At 67.8% G+C, this 22,855-nt stretch carries 21 protein-coding genes; 8 read left to right on the top strand and 13 right to left on the bottom strand.

The window, feature by feature from the left end; genetic code table 11:
* Positions 1–44: 44 nt before the first annotated feature.
* The gene (locus JK358_RS24450) at positions 45–1,766 is read left to right on the top strand and encodes a hypothetical protein (RefSeq protein WP_201950984.1); all 1,722 of its coding nucleotides are present in this window, start codon (positions 45–47) and stop codon (positions 1,764–1,766) included.
* Between the two features lie 60 nt (positions 1,767–1,826).
* Here JK358_RS24450 and JK358_RS24445 read toward each other — a convergent pair whose 3' ends face one another.
* From JK358_RS24445 to JK358_RS24430, 4 genes are read right to left on the bottom strand one after another with little or no spacing between them, the layout of a single operon-like run.
* The gene (locus JK358_RS24445) at positions 1,827–3,218 is read right to left on the bottom strand and encodes a dipeptidase (RefSeq protein ID WP_201950983.1); all 1,392 of its coding nucleotides are present in this window, start codon (positions 3,216–3,218) and stop codon (positions 1,827–1,829) included.
* Positions 3,219–3,231: 13 nt separating this feature from the next.
* The gene (locus JK358_RS24440) at positions 3,232–3,699 is read right to left on the bottom strand and encodes a hypothetical protein (protein WP_201950982.1); all 468 of its coding nucleotides are present in this window, start codon (positions 3,697–3,699) and stop codon (positions 3,232–3,234) included.
* The gene (gene gadC / locus JK358_RS24435) at positions 3,696–5,120 is read right to left on the bottom strand and encodes a glutamate/gamma-aminobutyrate antiporter GadC (protein ID WP_201950980.1); all 1,425 of its coding nucleotides are present in this window, start codon (positions 5,118–5,120) and stop codon (positions 3,696–3,698) included. The genes JK358_RS24440 and gadC overlap by 4 nt, the downstream gene beginning before the upstream one ends.
* Positions 5,121–5,161: 41 nt before the next feature.
* The gene (locus JK358_RS24430; protein ID WP_201950978.1) at positions 5,162–5,413 is read right to left on the bottom strand and encodes a glutaminase; all 252 of its coding nucleotides are present in this window, start codon (positions 5,411–5,413) and stop codon (positions 5,162–5,164) included.
* A gap of 133 nt (positions 5,414–5,546) precedes the next feature.
* On the opposite strand from JK358_RS24430, the gene gad reads away from it, so the two are divergent.
* Together gad and JK358_RS24420 are read left to right on the top strand one after the other, a co-directional pair.
* Positions 5,547–6,950, top strand: coding sequence for a glutamate decarboxylase (gene gad / locus JK358_RS24425; RefSeq protein ID WP_201950976.1), 1,404 nt, complete (start codon positions 5,547–5,549; stop codon positions 6,948–6,950).
* Complete coding sequence (locus JK358_RS24420; protein WP_269811889.1) at positions 6,904–7,716, top strand: amino acid permease; 813 nt, start codon at positions 6,904–6,906, stop codon at positions 7,714–7,716. The genes gad and JK358_RS24420 overlap by 47 nt, the downstream gene beginning before the upstream one ends.
* Positions 7,717–7,720: 4 nt before the next feature.
* On the opposite strand, the gene JK358_RS24415 is transcribed toward JK358_RS24420, so the two are convergent.
* On the bottom strand, positions 7,721–9,880 hold the full coding sequence (locus JK358_RS24415; protein WP_201950970.1) for a S9 family peptidase: 2,160 nt from the start codon (positions 9,878–9,880) through the stop codon (positions 7,721–7,723).
* A gap of 97 nt (positions 9,881–9,977) precedes the next feature.
* On the opposite strand from JK358_RS24415, the gene JK358_RS24410 reads away from it, so the two are divergent.
* Both JK358_RS24410 and JK358_RS39430 read left to right on the top strand, forming a co-directional pair.
* Positions 9,978–11,054, top strand: coding sequence for a DUF2330 domain-containing protein (locus JK358_RS24410; protein WP_201950967.1), 1,077 nt, complete (start codon positions 9,978–9,980; stop codon positions 11,052–11,054).
* Positions 11,055–11,393: 339 nt separating this feature from the next.
* Complete coding sequence (locus JK358_RS39430) at positions 11,394–11,609, top strand: DUF397 domain-containing protein (RefSeq protein WP_307817707.1); 216 nt, start codon at positions 11,394–11,396, stop codon at positions 11,607–11,609.
* Positions 11,610–11,647: 38 nt separating this feature from the next.
* Here the strand turns inward: JK358_RS39430 and JK358_RS24400 are convergent, their stop codons facing one another.
* The 5 genes from JK358_RS24400 to JK358_RS24380 all read right to left on the bottom strand — a co-directional run bounded on the left by JK358_RS24400 (position 11,648) and on the right by JK358_RS24380 (position 16,912).
* Entirely contained in the window at positions 11,648–12,607 is a 960-nt protein-coding gene (locus JK358_RS24400) for an alpha/beta hydrolase (RefSeq protein ID WP_201950962.1), read from the bottom strand.
* 129 nt (positions 12,608–12,736) lie between these two features.
* Entirely contained in the window at positions 12,737–13,174 is a 438-nt protein-coding gene (locus tag JK358_RS24395) for an HIT family protein (RefSeq protein WP_201950961.1), read from the bottom strand.
* An 88-nt stretch (positions 13,175–13,262) separates the two neighbouring features.
* Complete coding sequence (gene purB / locus JK358_RS24390) at positions 13,263–14,684, bottom strand: adenylosuccinate lyase (RefSeq protein WP_201950960.1); 1,422 nt, start codon at positions 14,682–14,684, stop codon at positions 13,263–13,265.
* A gap of 292 nt (positions 14,685–14,976) precedes the next feature.
* A complete protein-coding gene (locus JK358_RS24385) occupies positions 14,977–15,582 on the bottom strand; it encodes a TetR/AcrR family transcriptional regulator (RefSeq protein ID WP_181582751.1) in 606 nt (201 codons plus the stop codon).
* Positions 15,583–15,754: 172 nt separating this feature from the next.
* The gene (locus tag JK358_RS24380) at positions 15,755–16,912 is read right to left on the bottom strand and encodes a pyridoxal phosphate-dependent aminotransferase (protein ID WP_201950959.1); all 1,158 of its coding nucleotides are present in this window, start codon (positions 16,910–16,912) and stop codon (positions 15,755–15,757) included.
* Positions 16,913–16,965: 53 nt separating this feature from the next.
* On the opposite strand from JK358_RS24380, the gene JK358_RS39425 reads away from it, so the two are divergent.
* A complete protein-coding gene (locus JK358_RS39425; protein WP_201950958.1) occupies positions 16,966–18,201 on the top strand; it encodes a M23 family metallopeptidase in 1,236 nt (411 codons plus the stop codon).
* A 132-nt stretch (positions 18,202–18,333) separates the two neighbouring features.
* Here the strand turns inward: JK358_RS39425 and purD are convergent, their stop codons facing one another.
* The gene (gene purD / locus JK358_RS24370; protein WP_201950957.1) at positions 18,334–19,617 is read right to left on the bottom strand and encodes a phosphoribosylamine--glycine ligase; all 1,284 of its coding nucleotides are present in this window, start codon (positions 19,615–19,617) and stop codon (positions 18,334–18,336) included.
* Positions 19,618–19,816: 199 nt separating this feature from the next.
* On the opposite strand from purD, the gene JK358_RS24365 reads away from it, so the two are divergent.
* Both JK358_RS24365 and JK358_RS24360 read left to right on the top strand, forming a co-directional pair.
* Positions 19,817–20,194, top strand: coding sequence for a PH domain-containing protein (locus JK358_RS24365; RefSeq protein WP_201950956.1), 378 nt, complete (start codon positions 19,817–19,819; stop codon positions 20,192–20,194).
* Positions 20,195–20,213: 19 nt separating this feature from the next.
* The gene (locus JK358_RS24360) at positions 20,214–20,639 is read left to right on the top strand and encodes an HIT family protein (protein ID WP_201950955.1); all 426 of its coding nucleotides are present in this window, start codon (positions 20,214–20,216) and stop codon (positions 20,637–20,639) included.
* A gap of 9 nt (positions 20,640–20,648) precedes the next feature.
* Here JK358_RS24360 and JK358_RS24355 read toward each other — a convergent pair whose 3' ends face one another.
* Together JK358_RS24355 and JK358_RS24350 are read right to left on the bottom strand one after the other, a co-directional pair.
* Positions 20,649–22,094, bottom strand: a complete 1,446-nt coding sequence (locus JK358_RS24355) for a sensor histidine kinase (RefSeq protein WP_307817706.1) — start codon at positions 22,092–22,094, stop codon at positions 20,649–20,651.
* Complete coding sequence (locus JK358_RS24350; RefSeq protein WP_201950953.1) at positions 22,091–22,825, bottom strand: response regulator transcription factor; 735 nt, start codon at positions 22,823–22,825, stop codon at positions 22,091–22,093. Before JK358_RS24350 ends, JK358_RS24355 begins: the two co-directional genes overlap by 4 nt.
* Between the last annotated feature and the right edge of the window lie 30 nt (positions 22,826–22,855).

The following is a 22,855-nucleotide window of genomic DNA, read 5'->3' as shown; positions in this document are numbered from 1 at the left end:
CAGGTGACGATCGGCGAGTTCGGACAGCGAGCGGGAGGATCGAAGTGACCCTGAATCACGCATCCGCGCAGATGTACATCGACCCGAGCGCCCTCGCCTGGACCGTGACCGCGTTACTGGCCCTCCCGCTGCTGCTCGCCCTGTGCCACATCGCCCTCACCCGCTGGGGCGGCGGTACCCGCCGACCGGTCCCGGCGGGAACGGCACTGTTCTTCCGGCAACCGGGAGATGCGCCGCTGACACCCGGGCAACGGTGCGCCCGTTGGTATTTCGCGGCCGCTCTCATCCTGCTCGGTGTCGCGGCCCTGCCCGTCGCCATCCCACCGGAGTGGAGCAGGCATCTGGCGTCGGCCGGGGTGCTGGCGGCGGTGCTGGCGGCCGGAATCTTCCTGTCCCCGTTGATCTCTCGCCGGGAACCTCGCGGTCAGGGCGCGGCGGCGTACGCCCTGCTCGGTGTGCTCGCGGTGGTGCTGTACGGCGCGATCGGCGCGGGCGGCCTGCGACTCTGGCCGCCCCTGCTGCTCGCCGCGCTCACCGCCTGGACCGTGCTGCTGTGGCGCGGCCTGCGCTACCGCCTGATCAATTCGCGCGATCGGGCGCTGCCGTGGCTGTTCTTCCTGGCGGCGCTCACCGTCCCGCTGACCTACGCGACGGCCCTGGTGTGGCCGGGCGGACTCACCGGCGATCCGCTGTCCTGGCCCGGCGACGCCTTCGCGGCCGGTGAAGCCGTCCGGTCCGGCTTCGCGCACTCCTGGCCGGAGAACATCCTGAGCCCCTTCGTCACCGCGCTGGTCGCCTGCCTGCTCGTCCTGCTGGGCGCGGTGCGGGAGCGAATCGCGGTGGTGGCCAGCGCGTCGAGTGTCGCGCTGTATCTGGCGAGCAGCGCGGTGAGCGTCGCCGACCAGCTGTTCGGTGGAACGTCCACCGCGGCAGCGAACCTCCCCGGAGCAGCCGCCTCCGGCACCGCCGGTGCGGCCACCGGGGCAGCGGCGACGCCGTTCGGCACCGACGCGGCCATGGCCTGCGATGCCGTGCTCACCACGCTCGCGGCCGTGCCGCTGGCGGTGCTGGCGGTCGCGGCATGGCGGTTCCCACGCCGCGCCGCCCTGCACGCGGCACGGTCGCGCACCCGTTTCCCGCATCGCACGGCACTGCTGTTCCTCGCCGCCGCGGGTTGCTGGAATCTCCTGGGAGCGGGCGTTTTCGGCTTCGCCTTCGGCCTGCCGATCATCGCCCGCTCCGGGGTCGGCCCCGCGCTCGCCACCGCGCAGGCGCAGGCCACCGCGATCGGCACCTACGGCATGCTCGCCTGCGCGCTGACGCTGTGCTGCGCGCGCTACATGATCCCGGACGCGAAATGGCCGAACCGGCTCGCGACCCTCTCGTTCTGGTCGCTGAACCTCGGCCTGGCCTGGACGGTGTTCGCCGCACGACTCCCCCTCGGCCTCCTGCACCTGTTCCACCCGCGACCCGGCCCGAATCCCGGTGCGGAGCCGGGCTACTCGGCCATGGAATGGCTGAGCCTGCCCGGCTGGATCCTCTACCTGGCCGGCGGTATCGCACCCCTGCTGTGGATCGTGTGCCTGGCGCTCGAGCAGCGCGGCACCGGCGGCGCGGACCGCGCCGAGGAGTCCAAGGCCGGTGGGCCGGACTGGGATATCCCCGCCCCGGATCTGGTCACCACCATCCGCGCGGGAATCCACACCCCGCACTCCTCCGGCCTGCGCCGCTGCCCCGCCTGCCGCTCCACCTCACCGAACCGCTGACGGCCCAGCCGACCGAACGGCCGAACCGCTGACGGCTCGGCCGGACAGAGGGCGCGCGGGTCAGCTGTCGGCGAAGGAGGCGAGGAAGAGGGCTTCGGCGAGGGCCATGTTCTCGATTTCGGTGGGGTCGACGCTTTCGTTGGGGGCGTGGATGAGGCATTTCGGTTCTTCCACGCCCATGAGCATGATCTCGGCTTTGGGGTAGGTGTCGGCGAAGACGTTGCAGAGGGGGATGGCGCCGCCCTGGCCTTCGGTGGTGGCGGGGCGGCCGTAGGCGGCGGCGAGGGCGGCCTCCATGGCGGTGCGGGCGGGGCCGCCCGCGGCTGATTTGAAGGGAGCGCCGACCGCTTCGGGGTCCACGGTCACCCTGGCGTGCCAGGGGGTGTGCTTCTCCAGGTGGGCGGTGAGGAGGGTCAGGGCCTCCTGGGGGTTCTGGCCCGGCGGGATGCGGAGGTTCAGGCGGGCCGCGGCCTTGGGCTGGATGGCGGCGGAGGAACCGACCACCTTCGGCGCGTCGATGCCGAGGACCGTCAATGCCGGTCGCGCCCAGAGCATGTCGGCGACGGTGCCGCTGCCGACCAGATCCACGCCGGGGAGCACGTTGGCGTCGGCGCGGAAGGTGGCGGGCGGGTATTGGACGCCGTCCCACACCTGGGTGTTGGTGAGCCCGTTGATGGTGGTGTTGCCGTCGGCGTCGCGCAGGGTGGCGAGCAGGTGGATGAGCGCCGCCAGCGCGTCGGGGGCCGCGCCGCCGAACATGCCGGAATGCATGGGGCTGCTGAGGGTTTCGATAGTGACGACCACGTTCACATTGCCGCGCAGGGTTTCGGTGAAGGTGGGGATGCCGACGGCGAAGTTGCCGGTGTCGCACATGAGGATGGTGTCGGAGCGGAGCAGGTCCACATTGTCCGGGACGAACTGTTCCAGGCCGCCGGTGCCCTGCTCCTCGGAGCCCTCCGAGACCAGGGTGAGCCCGACCGGGAAGCCCTTGTCGCCCAGCACCTTCCGCAATGCGCGCAGGGCGACCAGGTGCATGACGATATTGCCCTTGCAGTCGGCCGCGCCGCGCCCGTACCAGCGGCCGTCCTGCTCGGTGAGCTGCCAGACCGGCGTATGCCAGGCCGAATCATCCAGGGGCGGCTGCACGTCGTAGTGGCAGTAGAGCATGATGGTGGGCTTCCCGGCCGGGGCCGGGTACCGCGCCACCACCACATTGCTGCCGTCGGGCGTCTCGTGCAGTCCGGCATCGGTGAGCCCTTCGGCGACGAAAGCGTCCGACACCCACCGCGCGGTCTTCACGCACTCCTCGACGGGGAACTGCCGGGCGTCGTACACCGATTTGTACGAAACCAGTTCGGTGAGATCATTTTTCGCCTGCGGCATGAGCTCTCGCACGGCCGCGCGCAGGGCGGCGGTGAGCGAATCGTCTGTGACTGCGGGTTTTCCGGTCATTCCAGCTCCTGTGTCAGTTCCGGTCCGAGGTGTCGTCAGGTTTAACCGTGTCCGCCTTCTTCAACGTTCCGGTTTCCTCGAGATAGGCGGCAAGCCGCTCCGGACAATAGGTTTCGATGGCCAGCGCGGTGGCGGTGAACACATCGGTGTCGGCGATGACCGGCCGATTGCCGGGACCGCTCGCGCCATTGCTGATGGCCGCCTGGTAGCGCGCCTTGATCAGCGGCGAATCGGGATCCTGACACACCAGTCCGCCGTCCTCCCCCAGGGAGTCCGCGATCACCTGCGGTTCGGGCGCGGCGATTCCGGCCTGAGTCAGTCTGGAGTGCAGCACTTCCGCCCGTCGCAGGGATTCGTCACTGTCGCGATCCCGTTCGAAGATGATCACTCCGGAGATCGCGATGGCCACCAGCACCAGCGCCACCGACCAGTACACGATGCGCCGATTCGCTTCCGGCGCACCGGGATGCGGTTCCGTCATGCCAGGGCTCCTTCCGGCAGTTCCGACTTCCATTCCGGCTTGCGGAATTTCAGGAACAGGAATGGAATCAGCAGGCCGACGATGCCCATGCCGAGTCCGATGATGAGGAAGTATCCGAGCGCGCTGCCGCTGCCGTACTGCGAGGGCGGCACGAACCCGATGAGGAAGGCCGCGATCGAGGAGGCGGTGCCGAGCCCGCACAGCGCCACCAGGGCGGGTGCGCGATATCCGCGCGGATGGTCGGGCTGGTTGCGGCGCAGGCGAATCGCGGCGATGAACATGAGCACGTACATGATCAGATACACCTGCGTGGTGATCACCGACAGAATCCAGTAGGCGCTGGACACGTCCGGGATGAACGCGTAGAGCAGCGCCAGCCCCGTGGTCACCACGCCCTGCGCCACCAGCATGTTCTGCTGCACCCCATGCTTGTTCACGCGGGTGAGCACCGGCGGCAGATACCCTTCCTGCCGCCCGATGGCGATGAGTCCCTTGGACGGCCCGGCCAGCCAGGTGAGCATGCCGCCCAGCGCCGCCGCCACCAGCATGACGCCCAGCACCGGGGTCAGGAATCCGATGTGGAAATGCTGGAAGAACCCGTCGAAGGCCTGCATGACACCGGCTGTGAGGCTCAGGTTCTTGGACGGCACCACCCAGCTGATCACCACGGCGGGAATGATGAAGATGGCCAGCACCAGGCAGACCGCCACCGCCATGGCCTTCGGGTATTCCTTGCCCGGATCCTTCAGCGAGGACACGTGCACCGCGTTCATCTCCATGCCCGCGTAGGACAGGAAGTTGTTGACGATGAGCACCAGGCTGGCGAGCCCGGTCCAGGCCGGGAGCAGATGTCCGGCGTCCATCGGCGCGGCGGAGGCATTGCCCTGCGCCAGGAAGACCAAGCCCAGGATCACCAGCAGCGCACCGGGAATCAGCGTGCCGATGATCAACCCCATACTCGACAGTCCCGCAACGGTTTTGGTGCCCTGCGAGGAGACGAACACCGCCATCCAGTAGATGGTGATGATGACGATGGCCACGTACACGCCGTTGGCGGCCAGCGCGGGATTGATGATGTAGGCGAAAGTGCTTGCCACATAAGCCAACAGGCTCGGGTAGTAGAAGATGGTCATGGCGAACTGGCACCACACCGCCAGGAACCCCATCCGCTTCGAGATGCCTTCGCCGACCCACTTGTACACGCCGCCCGTCCATCCCGACGCCAGTTCGGCCGCCACGAACGCGGTGGGCAGCAGGAACAGCAGCGCGGGCAGCAGATACAGGAAGACGCAGGCCAGGCCGTAGACGGCCATGGTGGGTGCGGCGCGCAGGCTGGCCACCGAGCTGGTGGTCATGAGCGCCAGGGTGATCCAGGAGATGTAGGTGGTTGCCGTCGCCGATTTGGTGACCGTGCCGGCCATGCCTGTCCTTTCCGGGAATACGAGCATCGGAACCGCGGGGCTCAGAAAATGGAGAAACCGCCTGTCTGCGCGAAGTTTTCGAGCGCGCCCCCGTGCCGGGCATGGTTGCTGTCGGCGCCGAGAATATGCGCGTCACCTGCGGAGAAGACCTGTCCATCAACGGTGGCGACGATGAAACCGAACTGGTTGGGATCCACACGGGCGAGATCGGGAATGTAGTCGGCGACGTTGCCATCACCGATATGCGGCGCCATGTCGGACATCACTTGCTCCATGACATGCCGATAGTCCATAAATCCGGATAGTAACCGTTCAGCAACCTTCAGATCATTACGAAACGGTGTGTGATCCAATTCGTTTCGGAGTGTTGTAGAGCTGCACCTGCTGAACAGCAACCGTTCGCCGCGAACTACACCGGAGGCATTTGTGCCCGACTCAGTGGAATCCGACGACATCTTCGCCATGGCCGGTTTGCGGCATACCGCCCCGAAGGGCGATTTCCCCGCCACCGAGATGTACCCCACGGTCGCCTACCAGGTCGTACACGACGAACTCATGCTCGACGGCGTCTCCCGGATGAACCTGGCCACCTTCTGCACCACCTGGGTCGACGACCAGGCCCGCCGCCTCATGAACGAATCCCTCGACAAGAACATCGTCGACAAGGACGAATACCCGCAGACCGCCGAGCTGGAGCGGCGCTGCGTGCGCATGATCGCCGACCTGTGGCACTCCCCCGACGCGGCCACGACGCTCGGCACCTCCACCACCGGATCCAGCGAGGCCGCCATGCTGGGCGGACTGGCCGCCAAATTCCGCTGGCGCAAGCGCGGCGGCAAGGGCGTGCCCAACTTCGTGTGCGGGCCGGTGCAGGTGTGCTGGGAGAAATTCGCGCGCTACTTCGACGTCGAGATCCGGCAGGTACCGCTGCGCGGCGACCGGCTCACCATGCATCCCGACGACATCGCGCGGTACGTGGACGAGAACACCATCATGGTGGTGCCCACCTTCGGGCAGACCTTCACCGGGCTGTTCGAGGACGTGGCGGGAATCAGCAAGGCGCTGGACGATATTCAGGCGAAGACCGGCCTGGACATCCCGATCCACGTCGATGCCGCCAGCGGCGGCTTCCTGGCCCCGTTCTGCGCGCCGGAGGTGGTGTGGGATTTCCGGCTGCCGCGCGTGAAGTCCATCAACGCCTCCGGGCACAAGACCGGCCTGGCACCGCTCGGCGCGGGCTGGGCGATCTGGCGCGAAGCCGCCGACCTGCCGGAGGACCTCATCTTCGATGTCGACTATCTCGGCGGCAGCATGGCCACCTTCAACCTGAACTTCTCCCGCCCCGGCAGTCAGGTGATCACCCAGTACTACGACTTCATCCGGCTCGGCCGCACCGGCTACTCCCGCGTTCAGGAGCAGATCTACCGGGTCTCGCAGCATTTGGCGAAGGGGCTGCGGGAGCTCGGCCACTTCGAGATGATCCACGACGGCGACCCGAAGCGCGGAATCACCGCTGTCTCCTGGTTTCTGAAGGATCCCGATGCCGGATTCAACCTCTACGACCTGTCGGATCGGCTGCGCACGCGCGGCTGGTTGATCGCCGCGTACCCGCTGCCCGCCGACCGGCAGGACGAGACCATCATGCGCGCGGTGCTGCGGCACGGGTTCAGCATCGACATCATCGATCTGCTGCTGTGCGATGTGCAACGCAGTATCGAACAGCTGCAACGCAATCCGAGGTCCAAGCCGCTCACCAAGGCCGAGGCCGGCGGGTTCACGCACAATGCGACGGCCAAGGTGCCGAGCAAAACCGTCAAGGCCCGCTCGTGAGCGGCAAGCACGCGGCGACGACCGGGTCGGCTTCGCGATCATCTTCCTGTCCTGGATCCAGGTGATCGTCTTCTATCCGACCGGTATGAGCTTCGCCGCCGCGGGCGTCGCGTTCGCGTTCGACCGGCCCGATCTCGCCCAAAACCATATCTACGTGGGCGTTTTCGCCATCGCGGCGTTCTGGCTGTGCACGCTGGTGGCCTTCGTCAGCAACCAGTTCGCGCTGAAGGTGACCCGCGCCGGATTCCTGCCGGGCACGGCGCTGCCGGGCATCATCCTGGTGCTGGTCTTCGTCTGGTGGATCGCCACCGGGCATTCCATCGGCTGGGAGCACACCACTGATCCGGCCGTCACCGCCGTACACGACGGGCACGATTCGCCGCGGTTCTTCCCCTATATCGCCGGGCTTTCCGGCCTGGCGTTCCTCGCGGGCATCCTGCTCAACTTCGCCGGTGTGGAGTCCCAGGGCGTGCATTCGACCGAGCTGAAGGATCCGGCCAAGGGCTATCCGGCGGCCATCATGATCGCGGCGGCAGTGGCTTTCGCCTTCATTCTGGCGTTCGTGCCACCGTCGCAGCTGCCCATCGGCAGCCCGGCCACCTATATCGCACTGGTGGCGGGCGGCGCGATCGTGTTCAGCGCGGTGCCGCTGATCATCGAGCGCATGAAGAAGCCGTCCTGGATCCCGCCGGACGAGGTGAAGGCGAAGGCGCTCGGACCGAGCGCCGACACCTCACACCTGAAAACTCCGGCGACCACCCGGTGATTCGTCAGAGGTCCGAGACACCCACGGTGTCGAGGACCCAGGCGAATTCGAAGGCGACTTCCTTCCACTTCTCGTAACGACCGCTGACGCCGCCGTGACCGGCACTCATCTCCGTCTTGAGCAGGAGCTGCGAGTGCCCGGTCTTGGTGGCGCGCAGTTTCGCCACCCACTTGGCCGGCTCCACGTACAGCACGCGCGTGTCGTTGAGGCTGGTGATGGCGAGGATGGCCGGATAGTCCTTGGCCTCGACGTTCTCGTACGGCGAGTAGGACTTCATGTAGTCGTAGACTTCCTTGTCCTCCAACGGGTTACCCCACTCGTCCCATTCGATGACGGTGAGCGGGAGGGACGGGTCGAGGATGGAGGTCAGCGGGTCCACGAAGGGGACGTTCGCGAGGATGCCCGCGAACAGCTCCGGCGCGAGGTTGGCCACCGCGCCCACCAGCAGGCCGCCCGCGCTGCCGCCGTCGGCGATCATGCGATCCGCGGCGGTGACCCCGGAATCGATGAGATGCCGTGCGCAGGAGACGAAGTCGGTGAAGGTGTTCTTCTTGGTGAGGGTCTTGCCGTGCTCGTACCAGAGGCGGCCCATCTCGCCGCCGCCGCGCACGTGCGCGACCGCGAAGACCATGCCGCGATCGAGCATGGACAGTCGCGCCACCGAGAAGCCGGGGTCGATGCTGGCCTCGTAGGAGCCGTAGCCGTAGAGCAGCAACGGTTTCGGGCCGGGCGCGGCGTCGCGGCGCACCACGAGGGAGACCGGGATCCGGGTGCCGTCCGCGGCCACCGCCCAATCCCGCTGCTGCACATAGTCTTCGGGGTTGTAGCCGCCGAGCACCGGCTGCTCCTTGCGCAGCAGCAGCTCACCCGTGCCGGGTATGTAGTCGTACACCCGCATCGGGGTGATGAACGAGGTGACGCCCATGCGCAGGGTGGGCTGCTCCCACTCCGGGTTGGAACCCAGACCGGCCGAGAACAGCGCGAGATCGAAGTCGATCTCCTTCAGGTCGCCGTAGCCGTCGGCGGTCAGCGGCCACACCGCGACGCGCGGCAGCGCCTCCTTGCGGTAGGACAGCACCAGCTTGTCGGAGAAGGCGTCGACATCCTCGAGCCGCACGTCGTCGCGGTGGCCGATGAGGATGCGCATATTCGCCGGATCGGCGACCGGGGCCTCGGCGAGCACGAAGTTCTCCGCCTTCACGCTGTCGACCACGTCGTTGTGCATGATGAGCAGCTTGTCCTCGCCGCCGATGACGGCGTGCTCGGCCGAGTACTCGACGCCCTCGCGGCGCGGGATGAGGACGCGGAACTCGCCCTCGGGATTGTCGGACTCCAGGATCCAGCCCTCGCTGGTGATCTTGGAGCCGACCCACACCACCAGGTACTTCTCCGAGCGGGTCGCGCCGATGCTCACCCAGTAGCGCTCGTCCGGCTCGTGGAAGACCTTGACGTCGGCGTCCTTGGCGGTGCCGAGCCGGTGCCGCCACACGGTGTCGGGCCGCCAGGATTCGTCGACCGTCTGATAGAAGACGTGCGTGCCGTCCAGCGACCAGGTCGCGCCGGGCGCGGTGCCCGGGATCTCGTCCTCGAGGATCGCGCCGGTCTCCAGATTCTTGAAACGCAGCACATAGCGCTCGTCGCCGACGGTGTCGACCGAGTAGGCCAGCAGGTCACCGGCGTGGCTGAGGGAGAACGCGCCCAGGGAGAAGAAGTCGTGACCCTCGGCCAGCTCGTTGGAGTCGAGCAGCACCTGCTCGCCCTCGACGGCCACGCCGACCTCGAGCTGCGGCGGAGTCCAGTCGTCCGGGCCGGCGACCCGGACGCGGCAGTGCACGCCGTACTGCTTGCCCTCGAAACTGCGCGAGTAGTACCAGTAGTCGCCCATCCGGGTGGGGACCGACAGATCGGTTTCCTGGGTGCGGGCCTTGATCTCGTCGAAGATCTTCTCCCGCAGCGGCCGCAACTTCTCCGTCTGCGAATCCGTAAACGCGTTCTCCGCCTCCAGATACGCGATGACCTCGGGATTCTCCTTGTCCCGCAGCCACTCGTACTCGTCGACGAAGACGTCGCCGTGGTGCACGCGTTCGCTCGGCACCGTCTTGGCGATCGGCGCGGAGACTGCCACGCCGGGGTTGGTGGTCGTGCTACCACTGTCAAGAGCCATGCGCTCCACGTTAGTGGGACGCCCGCACCCGGGGCCGCTTACCCATGGCCTCGCGCACCCGGATGTCGCGCAGAGCGAACACGCGTAGGCTCGCGCCATGCTGTTGCGTAGGACAGCGCGCCTGCTCGCGGTGGTCGCCACCGTGGCCGGCGCGGGGGGAATCGGCTTGGCGACACCGGCTTCGGCGTGTGCGTGCGGAGGCATGGCGGTGCCCGTGGGGCAGCGGGCGGCCGTCTCCGACGAAACGGCCGTGATCAGCCTGGACGGCGGCCGGGAGACGATTCTCATGCGGTTGTCCCTGGAGAGCAGCACCGATAGCGCGGCGCTGATCGTTCCGACGCCCGCACCCGCCACCGTCACTTCGGGCACCGCGGCGACCTTCGACGAGCTGCGTGAGATCACCGCACCGGAGGAGGTTGTCCGCTACGAGTGGTTCCCCGAGATCGAACTGGGCTCGGCGGACGGAGCGGGTGGCATGCCCAACGCGAGCGCGCCGGGTGGTGCCCCGGTCGTGCTGGACCGGGTGCAGCTCGGCCCGCTGGAGGCCACCACGCTCAGCGGCGGCGACCTGACCGGCGTGCGGCAGTGGCTCGGCGGCAACGGCTATGTCATGCGGGACGAGGTGCTCGCCACCCTGCAGCCGTATCTCAGCGAGGGCTGGTCCTTCGTGGCCATGCGGCTCACCGGCTCGACCGCCCTGGGCGGCACGCTGGATCCGGTACGGCTGACCTTCGACTCACCGCGGCTGGTGTACCCGATGCGAATGTCGCAGGCCGCCAAGGGAACCCAGGACATCCGGCTGTACGTCCTGCACAACCAGCGGATGATGCGCGGGGATCAGGACGCGGGACGCCACGACGTGGACACCGATTTCGCGGGCCGCGTGACCGATCCGGTGGATGCCGATCTGCGCGCGCTGAGCGCGAACGGCAACGACTATCTGACCGAATTGTCCAGCCGCATCCACGATCCCGGCGCGATCACCACCGACTTCAGCTTCATCCCCAGTCCCGGGGGCGACTTCCGGCATGTCGTGTACCGCACCGAACGCGTCGAAATCCTGGGCCTGCCCGCGGGTTACGTACTGGTGGTGACCGGTGCGTCGGTGCTCGTGGTGACGGCCGCCGTCCTGCTTCGGCGACGGCCGCGGGCACCGCGCGTACAACAGCGGTAGGGGCACGGCACGCGGCTAGCGGCGGCGCGCCCGCCCCGTGCTGGGCTGCCGCTGCTCATAGAGAAAGAACACCGCCGCTTTACGGCGAGCGCATTGATCTGTCGGGCAACTTCGATGGATCCGGAGGATGCTGTGAGCCAGTTCCACCGTGAACCGTTCGGGAACCATCTCACAGCTGTCGGAGATGGGGGCTGCCCGCTGTTGATGCCATGGCGTGCGCACCATACCTCCTTCCGCTGACACAGAATGGAATATCCGATCCGGAGGCCGCACAAACCCTGGCATCATGAATGCGATCCACATCACCGTCCAGTACTGCCGCAGCGCACAGGAGTTCGAGTGGAAGTCAAGAACCGCGAAATCGATCCGGACGCCGTCTGGCGGCGTAGCGACGACAATGCCGACGGCGTCGAGATAGCGTTTCTCACCAGCGGAAATATCGCCCTGCGCGATTCCCGCAACCCCGAAGGCCCCGTCCTGATCTTCACCCCCGGCGAGTGGGCGGCCTTCGTCGCCGGGGCGAAGGACGGCGAATTCAACCGCCCTGGAACGTAATCCCGGAGATCACGTTCCAGGCGTGCGGCGGCCGTCGGTTACGCGCCGATGGCCCCGCCGATGGTGGGCCAGGACTGGTGCAGGGTGTCCTGCCAGTAGGACCAGGAGTGGGTGCCCACGGGGCTGTAGTCGATGCGCGCGGGGATGCCGAGTGATTTGAGGCGGCCCTCGAAGGACGTGACGCAGCCGTTGACCCCGAATTCGATGGGTCCGCCGAAGAAGATGTTCTCCGGCAGCTGCGGTTTGATCTCCAGCTCGTGCGGGCCGGGGAAACCGGTGCCGGTGGACAGGTAGATCGTCTTGCCGCGCAGGCGATCCGCGAGAACGGCCGGATTGTGTTCGGCCCAGGCGGAACTCGTGGTGCCGCCCCACATGTTGAAGGGGTTGCCGCCACGGTTGGCGATCGAGAACAGCATGGCTCCCTGGGCTATCGAGGTATCGGGGCAGGCGCTGTATCCGGCGACGGCGGTGTAGAGGTTCGGATGCCGTACCGCCAGTGTGAAAGCCGCGTTGCCGCCCATGGACAGCCCGCCGATGGCGTTCACGCCGTTACCGTTGAAGTAGCCGTCGATGATCGGCGGAAGTTCTTCTGCCAGAAAGGTTTCCCACTTGTAGCGGCCGAACTTCGGGTCGTCGGCGATCCAGTCGGTGTAGTAGCTGGCCTGGCCGCCCATCGGCAGCACCACGTTCACGTTCTTACCGCTGAAGAACGGCTCGGCGTCGGTGGCGTTGGTCCAGGTGCTCTGTGTCGCACCGGGATCGAGCCCGTCGAGCAGATAGTAGGTGGGCCGGGAGCCGCCGCCGGCCGGATGCAGCACCTGGACCTGGATGGTGCGGCCCATGGCGGCGGAGTCGATGAAGAGGGCCGAGCGGGTGGCGCTCAGCTCGTCCACGCGTAGCACTGTCGCGGCCCGAGCGTTTGCCGGTGACGTGACAACCGGACACAGCAAACCGGCGGCAATCGCGAAAACCGCTGCGGCAACGACTCTTCTACGCATGTCCCCACCTCCATCAGCCCACCACAATCGCATTCAAACGTAACTCACGAACCAGTGGCCCCGAGGAAGTTTCCGGAATTGGCGTGTCGCTGGCAAACCATACGGTACGCATATGGTAATGCGGATCTGCTATGAATTATTGCCGTTTCTATCCAGCGCACCACGGATGGATCCGGCCAGGTAGTCGAGGTCCGCGCGCGGCAGAGTCGTGGGCCGACCACGCAGACCGAACCCGTCCCCCGGGGTGCGCGGAATCACATGCAGATGCACGTGGAAAACCTCCTGCCCCGCGGTCACCCCGTCCGCGAGAAAGAAGTTCACGCCGTCCGCACCCACCTCGGAGGTGCGCAGCGCGGCCGCCAGCTGCTGCCCCACCTGAAACAGCTTGCCGCCCACCGCGGGATCCAATTCCGACAGACTTCGCGCGGGAATCTTCGGGATCACCAGCAGGTGCCCGGGTGTGAACGGCCGAATGTCCATGAACGCCAGCACATCATCGTCCTCGTACACCTTGCTCGAAGGTGCGCGCCCGGCAACGATATCGGCGAAGATCGTGTACGGATTCATGCGGCGAGCCTAGCGGCGGAAAATCCCGCCGCCCCAACTCGATCGCGCCCGGCTCCATCCGGAGCCGGGCCCGAGAGCCGTACTCTCCCTAGAGGATCGGCGACGGGGTGTAGCGGGCCGCCTCCGGGTTGGCGTCCACCAGCTTCTGCACCTGGGCCACGACCTCGCGGGTCTGCGCCTCGGCCGCGCCGATGAAGGCGGAGCGGTCGGCGAGCGCGGCGTCGAGCGCGGCCCGATCCAGCGGCATGCGGTCGTCGGCGGCCAGGCGGTCCAGCAGGTCGGGCTCGCGGCCCTGCTCGCGCATGGCCAGCGCCACGGCCACCGCGTGCTCCTTGATGACCTCGTGCGCGGTCTCACGACCGACGCCAGCGCGCACCGCGGCCATCAGGATGCGGGTGGTGGCCAGGAACGGCAGGTACCGGTTGAGTTCGCGGTCGATGACGGCCGGGTACGCGCCGAACTCCGCGAGGATGGTCAGGAAGGTCTCCATCATGCCGTCGACAGCGAAGAAGGCGTCCGGCAGCGCGACCCGGCGCACCACCGAGCAGAACACGTCACCCTCGTTCCACTGCGCGCCCGCCAGCTCGGCCGCCATGGAGCCGTAGCCGCGCAGCACCACCTGCAGGCCGTTGACCCGCTCGGCGGAACGGGTGTTCATCTTGTGCGGCATGGCCGAGGAGCCGACCTGGCCGGGCTGGAAGCCCTCGGTCACCAGCTCGTGGCCCGCCATCAGGCGGATGGTGTGCGCGAAAGACGAAGGGCCCGCACCGATTTGGACCAGCGTGGAGATCACGTCGTGGTCCAGCGAGCGCGGGTACACCTGCCCGACACTGGTGAAGACGTTCTTGAAGCCGAGGTGGTGCGCCACCTTCTGCTCCAGCTGCGCCAGCTTCGCGGCGTCACCGCCGAGCAGATCCAGCATGTCCTGCGCGGTGCCCATCGGGCCCTTGATGCCGCGCAGCGGGTACCGGTCGATCAGCTCGCGCAGCCGGGTCAGCGCGATCAGCAGCTCGTCGGCCGCCGAGGCGAACCGCTTGCCCAGCGTGGTGGCCTGCGCGGCGACATTGTGCGAGCGCCCCGCCATCACCAGCGGCTGGTACTGCGTGGCCCGCTCCGCCAGCCGCGCCGCGATGGCGACACCGTGCGCGTAGACATGTTCGAGCGACAGCCGGATCTGCAGTTGCTCGACGTTCTCGGTGAGGTCGCGAGAGGTCATGCCCTTGTGCACATGCTCATGCCCGGCGAGCGCGTTGAACTCCTCGATACGCGCCTTCACGTCATGCCGCGTAACCCGCTCCCGCTCGGCGATCGAGGCCAGATCGACCTGGTCGATGACCCGCTCGTAGTCCTCGACAACCCCGGCGGGCACCTCGATGCCCAGCTCCCCCTGCGCCCGCAGCACCTCCAGCCACAGCCGCCGCTCCAGAACAATCTTGTTCTCCGGAGACCACAGCTGTACGAGCTGCGGAGAGGCATAGCGAGTGGCGAGGACGTTAGGCACAAGGGTCACGTTGTGCCAGTTTACTGTGCTTATTTGCCTCCGCTTCGCTCCGGCGGTTCGCGGCCCTCGTGACCCCGATTCTTCCCTCCTCCGCTCCTCCGCTTCGCTCCCCCGCTCCGTCAGTCCAGAATCGGGGCGGGCCGCGAACTTGGAGGTCAGGGTTTCAGGGCGAAACCCCGGAGAGTCCCGCCTCCCCCGGGCATTGGGGTTTCAGGGCGAAACCCCGGAGAGTCCCGCCTCCCCCGGGCATTGGGGTTTCAGGGGTGGAACCCCTGAGAGTTTCGAGAGTTGATCCAACTCTCTAGGCGGGAGGCGCGACGATGTCGATGACCTCGAGCAGTGCGCCCCTCGCCATGCGGCGGGGTTGCGGGTCGAGTTCGCTGAGCGCGGTCACGACCGCCCCGTCCACCACCGCCACCAGCCGGCGTATCTGTTCGGTCCGTACCACCCGATCGGACCGTCGCAGTACATCGGCCAGCAGCTCCTCGAGCTGGGCGCGTAGTCGGAGCTGGACTTCGCGTAGCTCCGGATGCCGGGCCGAGGCCACCGAGCGCTCGTAGCGGGCGATGAGCTGCCCGCGCGCGTCCTCGTCGTGCTGGTCGGGGCCGACCAGCAGATCGAGCACCAGATCGACGGTGGCTTCCGCGCCGCGGCGGCGGTGCGTCACCTCGCCGACGCGGCGGCGCATGGCGTCGAGTTCGGCGTTTCCGGAGAATTCGACCGCGCGGGCGATCAGATCCTCGAGGGATTCGAAGTAGTAGGTGGTCGAGGCGAGCGGCAGATCCGCCCTGGTCGCCACCGAGCGGTGCCGTACCGCTTCGAAGCCGCCCTCGAGCAGTAGCTCGGCGGCGGCTGAAACCAGCGCTTGGCGACGCCGTTCGCCTTTCGGGGTCGTCGCTGTGGTCACTGTGCAATCGTGCCAGTCGTGCCGGTCATCATCGTTTGATTCGTGCCAAATCTGTGCGATCTGTGGTGATTCCAGTTCGGAAGGGCAATCGGACGAGCCGTGCGGAATCGCATTACAGCTTTTGTACCCCATCCGCGCGAGCTCGGAGGCAAGTCCGGAAAGTCTTGCCAGATCACGCCATATAGCGTTCCAACCGGTCCAGCGCTTCTTCGATATCGGAGCCGGCTCCGGCGAACGAGAAGCGAACTGTGTGAAGGCCGTTCACGGTGTCGAAGTCTATGCCGGGAGCCAGTGCGACGCCGGTGTGAGCGAGCAGATCCTGACACCAGCGCATCGAATCATCGGTCAGATGCGCGATATCCGCGTAGGCGTAGAACGCGCCGTCGGCCGGGGCCAGATCGGTGATGCCGAGTTTCGGCAGGCCGGACAACAGCAGTTGCCGGTTGGCGGCGTAGCGGCGCACATGCCCGTCGAGTTCTTCCTTGGCCTCGGCGCCGAAGGCGTGCACGGCCGCGTACTGCGAGATGGCGGGTGGGCACACGGTCATATTCGAGGCCAGCCGCTGCAGCGCCGGGCGCAGCGATTCCGGGACCAGCATCCAGCCCAGCCGCCAGCCCGTCATGGAGAAGTATTTCGACACCGATCCGATGACCACGGATTCGCGGGAGGTTTCCCAGGCGGATGCCGTCGGCTCGGTGTCGTCGTACACGATGCCGTGATAGATCTCGTCGGAGATCAACAGCGTGCCGTGCGCGTCGCACCAGCGGGCCAGTGCCGCAAGCTCTTCCGGGTCGATCATGGTGCCGGTCGGATTGGCCGGGCTGGCCACGATCAGCCCCGCGGGCGCTTCCGGCAGCGCCTCCAGCATGGCCACGGTCGGCTGGAACCGGGTCTCGGGCCCGCAGTCCAATTCCACGACCTCGCACCCGAGCGCCGTCAGCGTGTTGCGGTACGCCGGATACCCGGGCCGCGCCACCACCACGGTGTCCCCCGCGTCGAAGGCCGCCAGGAAGATCAAGGTGAACGCGCCCGACGACCCGGTGGTCACGACGACATCATCGGCCTCCACCGCAACCCCGTAGACATCCCGGTGATGCCCCGCGATGGCCTCCCGCAATGCCAGAATCCCGAAAGTCTCGGTGTATCCCAGCAATTCGGAGTCCATGGCCTCCCGCGTAGCCCGCAACACCGCCCGCGGCGCGGGCGTGGACGGCTGCCCGGCCGCCAGCACCAGCACATCCCCGTGGGTTCGTGCCCGTTCAGCTGCTGCTTTCCAGACGTCCATCACGTAAAAAGGTGGAATGGTCGACCGGCGAGATTCGATACGCACCCGACAGACGGTAGAGCACCCGCTCCCCCGCCTGTCCCCGAATGGTCGGTGGAATGCCTGACAAGCGGCGCGCGCCGGGGGGACGCACCACGGGAACGGCCCAGCGCCGCCCCCGCAACCAAGCCCGCACCACCCCGCCCCCCGACCCCACCACCGACCAGCCGACCACAGCCACCAACCAGCAGCCACCCCCCGAAGCCCAGGTCAGCGGCAACGGCAACGCCGGTCGCACGGACGGCGAAGCGGACGAGCATGGCGCGGGGAAGGAAATTCCGCGCGGGCGGAGGCAGCGGTTCCGGACCGTCGGCGGCACGTTCACGCCGGGGCTGCGGACCCAATTGGCAGCTGCCGACAGCCCCTCGCCGCGCGAGTCCGCGGCGCGGGGGAAGCAGGCAGCGGCGCGGGCCGTGGCGTGGGTGCGCGAGCAGGCTCCCGCCGTGCGCGAGCGCGGGGTCGACCTGTGGCAGCGGCGGCCTCGGTCGCGCGCCGACCTCGAGGAGCTGGCGCGCAAGGGGCGGGACGAATATCGGCTGCATGCTCCGCTGGCGCGCGAATGGGCGATCAAGCATCGTGCGCTGATCGCGGGGATGACGGCGGTGGTGGTGTTCGCGGGGGCCGACTCCTCCCTCGGATTGATACCGCTGGACGCGTCCGCGAGTCCCGGTGTGGCGGTGCGGGTTCCGGTGGCTTATCCGTTGCAGGTACAGGCTTCGACGGAGACCACCAAGCGATACCTGGACGCCATCAACAACGGTGAGCGGCTGCGTGAGCAGGCCGTGGTTGCGGCTGCCGCGCGCAACACCTTGGAGCGGGCGAAGGCCGAAGCCGCGGCTGCCGTCGCGGGTGAATATCAGCCGTGGATCACCGGCGGGAACAGCAATACCTTCGTGCTCCCCGGGGCGGGGAATTACGTGCTCCCCGCGATCGGGGCGTTCACCTCGGGGTTCGGGCCGCGCTGGGGGACGTTCCACTCGGGGATCGATATCGCCGCGCCGCTGGGTTCGCCGATCTATTCGGTGGCGGCGGGCACCGTCATCGAAGCCGGGCCGGCGCAGGGGTTCGGGCTGTGGGTGCGCATCCGGCACGATGACGGCAGTATCGCCATCTACGGGCATATGTACGACTTCTTCGTGTCGGTGGGCGAGCGGGTGCCCGCCGGTATGCAGATCGCGCGTGTCGGCAACCGTGGTGACTCCACCGGGCCGCATCTGCACTTCGAGATCGTCATGGAGGGTCAGAAGGTCGATCCGCAGCGCTGGCTGGCGCTGCACGGCCTCTCACTCACCTGAGCCGCGCCCCGTCATTCCGGCATGCTTCGGCCGGAATCCACACGGCCGCTGCGGATTCCGGCCAGCAGCACGCCGGAATGACGTAGGCCCACCGGCGAATTCGCGGGTGGGCCTACATTTCGGTCTTCGAACCTACGCCGGGGACGGCACCGTGATGCGCCCCTCGGTGGCGGCGAGGGCGATATCGCTGCGGAAGTGGCCGCCGGGCAGTTTGATGCCCGCGAGCCGGTCGTAGGCGTTCTTGCGCGCCTCGGCGAGATCCTTGCCCTGGCCGACGATGGCGAGCACGCGCCCGCCCGCCGAGACCAGCGCGCCGTCCTCGCGCTGCGCGGTGCCCGCGTGCAGCACCTCGGATTCGGTTCCGGTGCCGGTGGATTCGGCTCCGCTGATGACGTCGCCGGAGCGCGGGCGGCCCGGGTAGTTCTCGGCGGCCAGCACGACGGTGACGGCGGAGCCGTCCTTCCAGCGCGGTGCGGCGACCTGGTCGAGGGTGCCGGTGGCGGTGGCGTACAGCAGTTCGCCGAGCGGGCTGTCCAGCATGGCGAGCACGGCCTGGGTCTCGGGATCGCCGAAGCGGCAGTTGAATTCGACGACGGCGGGTCCGGCCTGCCCGATGGCGAGGCCCGCGTACAGCAGGCCGCTGAACGGCACGCCGCGCCGGACCATCTCGGCCGCAACGGGTTTCACGACATCCTCGACGATGGCGGTGAGGGTTTCCTCGGGCAGCCACGGCAGCGGCGTGTACGCGCCCATGCCGCCGGTGTTGGGCCCGGTGTCCCCGTCGCCGACGCGCTTGTGGTCCTGTGCGGGCAGCAGCGGCACCACGGTCTCGCCGTCGACGAGGCAGAACAGCGACACCTCGGGCCCGTCGAGGAAGGACTCCAGCAGCACCGGATGCCCGTTCTCCAGCAGTTCGGCCCCGTGATCGCGGGCGACCGACCGGTCCGGCGTCACCACGACGCCCTTGCCGGCGGCCAGCCCGTCGTCCTTCACGACCCAGGTCGGCCCGAACCGATCCAGCGCGGCATCCAATTCGCCCGGATGATCCACGATTTCACTGTGCGCGGTCTTCACCCCGGCCGCGTTCATCACATCCTTGGCGAACGCCTTGGACCCTTCGATCCGCGCGGCGGCCGCCGACGGCCCGAACGCGGCGATCCCGGCGGCCCGCACGGCGTCGGCGACGCCGAGCACCAGCGGCACCTCGGGCCCGATCACCACGAGGTCCACGTTCAGCTCCTGCGCCAGCGCGACGACGGCCTCGCCGGAGGAGGCGTCCACCGCCCGCACCTCGGCATGCTGGGCGATGCCCGCATTGCCGGGCGCGACGAACAGCGCGTCCACCGACGGATCGCGGCGCAGGGCGAGGGCGAGGGCATGTTCACGGGCTCCGGAACCGATGACGAGTACGCGCACGGCCAACAGCTTAGAGCAGTGTTTATTTGCCCTCCGCTGCGCTCCGGGCTGTTCGTGGCCCGCGTTCTGCCTTCGATCTTGGGGGTCGGGGGCGAAGCCCCCGAGAAGTCATGAAGAGTTCGTCCACCGTAAGCGGGTATGCCGGGGATGATGGATCGCAACGGCGATCACCGCGAATCACTGTGAGGAAGTGCGAGCCATGGGCTTGATCGACGGGATCATGGGCAATGCCGGACGCATCGACGCGGGGGCGGCACAGCAGGAGTACGGGCGGCTACTCGGCCAGCAGGAGCAGGTGTACGCGGCGTACCTGCTGGTGCGCGACGCCATGCTGTTCACGAACAAGCGGTTGATCCTGATCGACAAGCAGGGTTTGACCGGCAAGAAGGTGGAGTACCACTCCATCCCCTACCGCGCGATCACGCATTTCGCGGTGGAAACCGCGGGCACCTTCGATCTGGACGCCGAGCTGGCGATCTATATCGCGGGCGCGCCGCAGCCCATTCAGAAGCGCTTCAACCGGCAGGTCGACATCTACGAGGTGCAGGGCATCCTGTCGCACTTCGTGGCCGTGTGATGCGCGTAATGTCCGGGGCATGGCTTCCGTTTTCTCCGCAATCATCAACGGTCAGCTGCCGGGCCGGTTCGTCTGGGAGGACGACGAATTCGTCGCCTTCCTGACCATCGCCCCGGTGACGCAGGGGCACACGCTGGTGGTGCCGCGCAAGGAGATCGACCAGTGGCAGGACGTCGATCCGGATACCTTCGCGCGCATGACCACCGTGGCCCAGCGGATCGGGCAGGCGCTGCGGGCGGCATGGGATGCCCCGCGCGCGGGCCTGCTCATCGCGGGCTTGGAGGTGCCGCACCTGCACATCCATGTGTTCCCGGCCTTCGAGCTCGGTGATTTCGATATCACCGGCGCGGACCCGGATCCGAGCAAGGAATCCCTCGACGAGGCCCAGGCCAAGATCAAGCAGGCCCTGCGCGATCTGGGTTTCGGCGCGAACGTGCCTGCCTGACAAGCCTTCTCAGCCGGGCGTCCGGGGCAGGCGCACCGTGAAGGTGGTGCCCGCTCCCGGCGTGCTGGTCACCGAGACCGTGCCGCCGTGCGCGGTGACCAGCGCCTGCACGATGGACAGTCCCAGCCCGGTGCCGCCGCCGCTGCCCCGGGTGCGGGAGCTGTCGGTGCGATAGAACCTCTCGAAAACCCGTTCCGCCTGTTCGGCTTTCAACCCCGGCCCGGTGTCGGCGACCTCCAGCAGCACGTGCTGTTCGGCGGGGGTGAGCCGCACCGTCACGGCGGCGTCGGCGGGTGTGTGCACGAGCGCGTTGTTGACCAGGTTGGCGAGCACCTGCCGCAGCCTCGCCTCGTCGCCGAGCAACTCCAATGTGCCTTCGCCGGAAGCGATCTGGAGATCGATGGGCCGCGCGGGCCCGTCCGGATGCTGGACCGCGGCGACCGCCCGCGCCCCGTGCACGGCGTCACTGGCCAGGGTGAGCAGATCCACGGGCCGTCGCTCCACCGGCCGCTGGGCGTCCAGTCGCGCCAGCATGAGCAGGTCTTCGACCAAGAGCCCCATACGTTTCGACTCGTGCTCGATGCGGTCCATCACCATGGCGGCATCGTCGATCGCGCCCTGCCGGTACAGCTCCGAGAACCCCTTGATGGTCGTAAGCGGCGTCCGCAGTTCATGACTCGCGTCCGCGACGAACCGCCGCATCTTGGCCTCGGAGCGCCGCGCCGCCTCCTCGGACGCCTCGGTGGTGGCGAACGCCTGCTGGATCTGATGCAGCATGGTGTTCAGCGACTGCGACAGGTGATCGACCTCGGTGTCATTGCCGCGCACCGGAACTCGCCGATGCAGATCCCCGCCCGCGATGGCGGCGGCGGTCTCCTCCACCTGCCGCAGCGGTTTCAGGCTGCGGCTGATCACCAGTCGCGCGATGACGGCCAGCGCCACCAGCACCATGGTGCCGATCACCAGCTGCAGCGCAACCAGCCGGTCGATGATGGAGGTGGTGGCGTCCAGCCGCAGCGCGACGGTGCTGGAGCCCGAGGGGTTCTCGATCCGCAGCGCCCGCCACTTCACCGAGGCGTCCCCCACCGAGCCGACGGTGACGGCGTGCCGCCCGAGGTCCTCCGGCAGCTCCGGCACATGCGTCCCCGCGGGCAGATGCAGCACCTGCCTGCCCTCAGCGTCGTACACCTTCACGTAGAACAGCGTGGGCGGGCGCTCCCGCACCGGCAGTGGTCCCGGCGGCGGGGCTCCCGGCGCGGCCCACGTGTGCGCGGCCTCGCTCAGCTGCTTGTCCACCCCGTCGATGAGCACCCGGTTCATGGCCGAGGTCACCGCGATCCCGAAGACCAGCAGCCCGACCCCCGACAGCGCGAGCAGCGCCAGCACCAGCGTGGTCCGCAGCGGTATGGCCGCGGACCGATCGGTCAGCCGCCGCCGCGTGCCCGCGACGTTCACTGCACGCCCGACCGGCCGCGATTCGGCTCCCGCATCACATATCCCACCCCGCGCAGCGTGTGGATCAGCCGATCCGGCCCGGTGTCGACCTTCTTGCGCAGATACGACACATAGGTCTCGACCACCCCGACCTCACCGCCGAAGTCGTAGCGCCACACGTGATCCAGGATCCGCGGCTTGCTCAGCACCGTGCCCACGTTCACCAGGAAGTACCGCAGCAGCGTGAACTCGGTGGGCGACAGCGCGACCGCCTCCCCCGCCTTCCACACCTCGTGCGTATCGTCGTCGAGCTCGATATCCGCGAATCTCAACCGCGACGACTTGGTCTCCGGCGCGACCCGCCCCGACCGCCGCAGGATCACCCGCAGCCGGGCAACGACTTCTTCCAGCGAAAAGGGCTTGGTCACATAGTCGTCCGCCCCCAGCGTGAGCCCGGTGACCTTGTCCTCCACCTCGTCGCGGGCGGTGAGGAACAGCACCGGCGCGTCGATCCCGTCGGCCCGCAGCCGACGCAGCAGCCCGAACCCGTCCATCCCCGGCATCATCACATCCACGATGAGCGCATCCGGCTTGAACGTCTTCGCCTTGTCCAGCCCCTCGGTCCCCCCGGCCGCACTCGCCACCTCGAACCCCTGATACCGCAAACTGACCGTCAGCAACTCGACGATCATCGGCTCATCATCGACCACCAGCACTCTGGCCTCGGGTTCACGCGCGGGCACACCTGTCATGACCTCATATTCTGTCCCACACCCCAGCCC

Origin of the sequence: Nocardia acididurans, assembly GCF_016741815.1 — a bacterium.
Lineage (GTDB): Bacteria > Actinomycetota > Actinomycetes > Mycobacteriales > Mycobacteriaceae > Nocardia > Nocardia acididurans.
Note: the sequence above shows the minus strand (reverse complement) of the source record. Positions and strands in the feature narration are given on the sequence as shown.